The sequence below is a fragment of the Bradyrhizobium sp. 179 genome, assembly GCF_023073535.1.
Taxonomy (GTDB): domain Bacteria; phylum Pseudomonadota; class Alphaproteobacteria; order Rhizobiales; family Xanthobacteraceae; genus Bradyrhizobium.
Window position 1 is genome coordinate 1 of sequence record NZ_JADPJR010000156.1, and the last position, 509, is coordinate 509.

Consider the following 509-nt stretch of genomic DNA (forward strand, 5'->3'; position numbering starts at 1 on the left):
GAGCGCTCGCTGGAGCGGTTTGATCTCTATCCGAGCCGGCTCCTCGGTGACAGCGGCTATGGCTCGGCCGAGATGCTCGCCTGGCTGGTCTATGAGCACGGGATCGAGCCGCACGTTACAGTGTTCGACAAATCGGCCCGCACAGACGGGATCTTCTCGCGCGACGACTTCACCTATGACCATGCTGGGGACATCTATCGTTGCCCTGGTGGCAAAGTTCTTACCACGACCGGAACGTTGGTGAATGATGGTGCCACCATGCTTTACCTCGCCAGCAAGCGCGATTGTGATCGATGCGCATTGAAGCCCCGATGCTGCCCCAAGCAGGCTTCACGGAGGGTGCCCCGCTCGATCTACGAGGGCGCTCGCGACATGGCGCGCCAGATCGCGAGATCGTGGGAGGGAGGCACCTCGCGCCGGCTCCGCAAGAAAATCGAGATGTTGTTCGCGCACCTCAAGCGCATTCTCAAGCTCGACCGTTTGCGTTTACGAGGTCCAAACGGCGCGCG

At 61.3% G+C, this 509-nt stretch carries 1 protein-coding gene; it reads left to right on the forward strand.

Annotated elements, in window-relative coordinates; genetic code table 11:
• The coding region (locus IVB12_RS35475) for a transposase (RefSeq protein WP_247307086.1) at positions 1-509 on the forward strand (509 nt) is incomplete at both ends.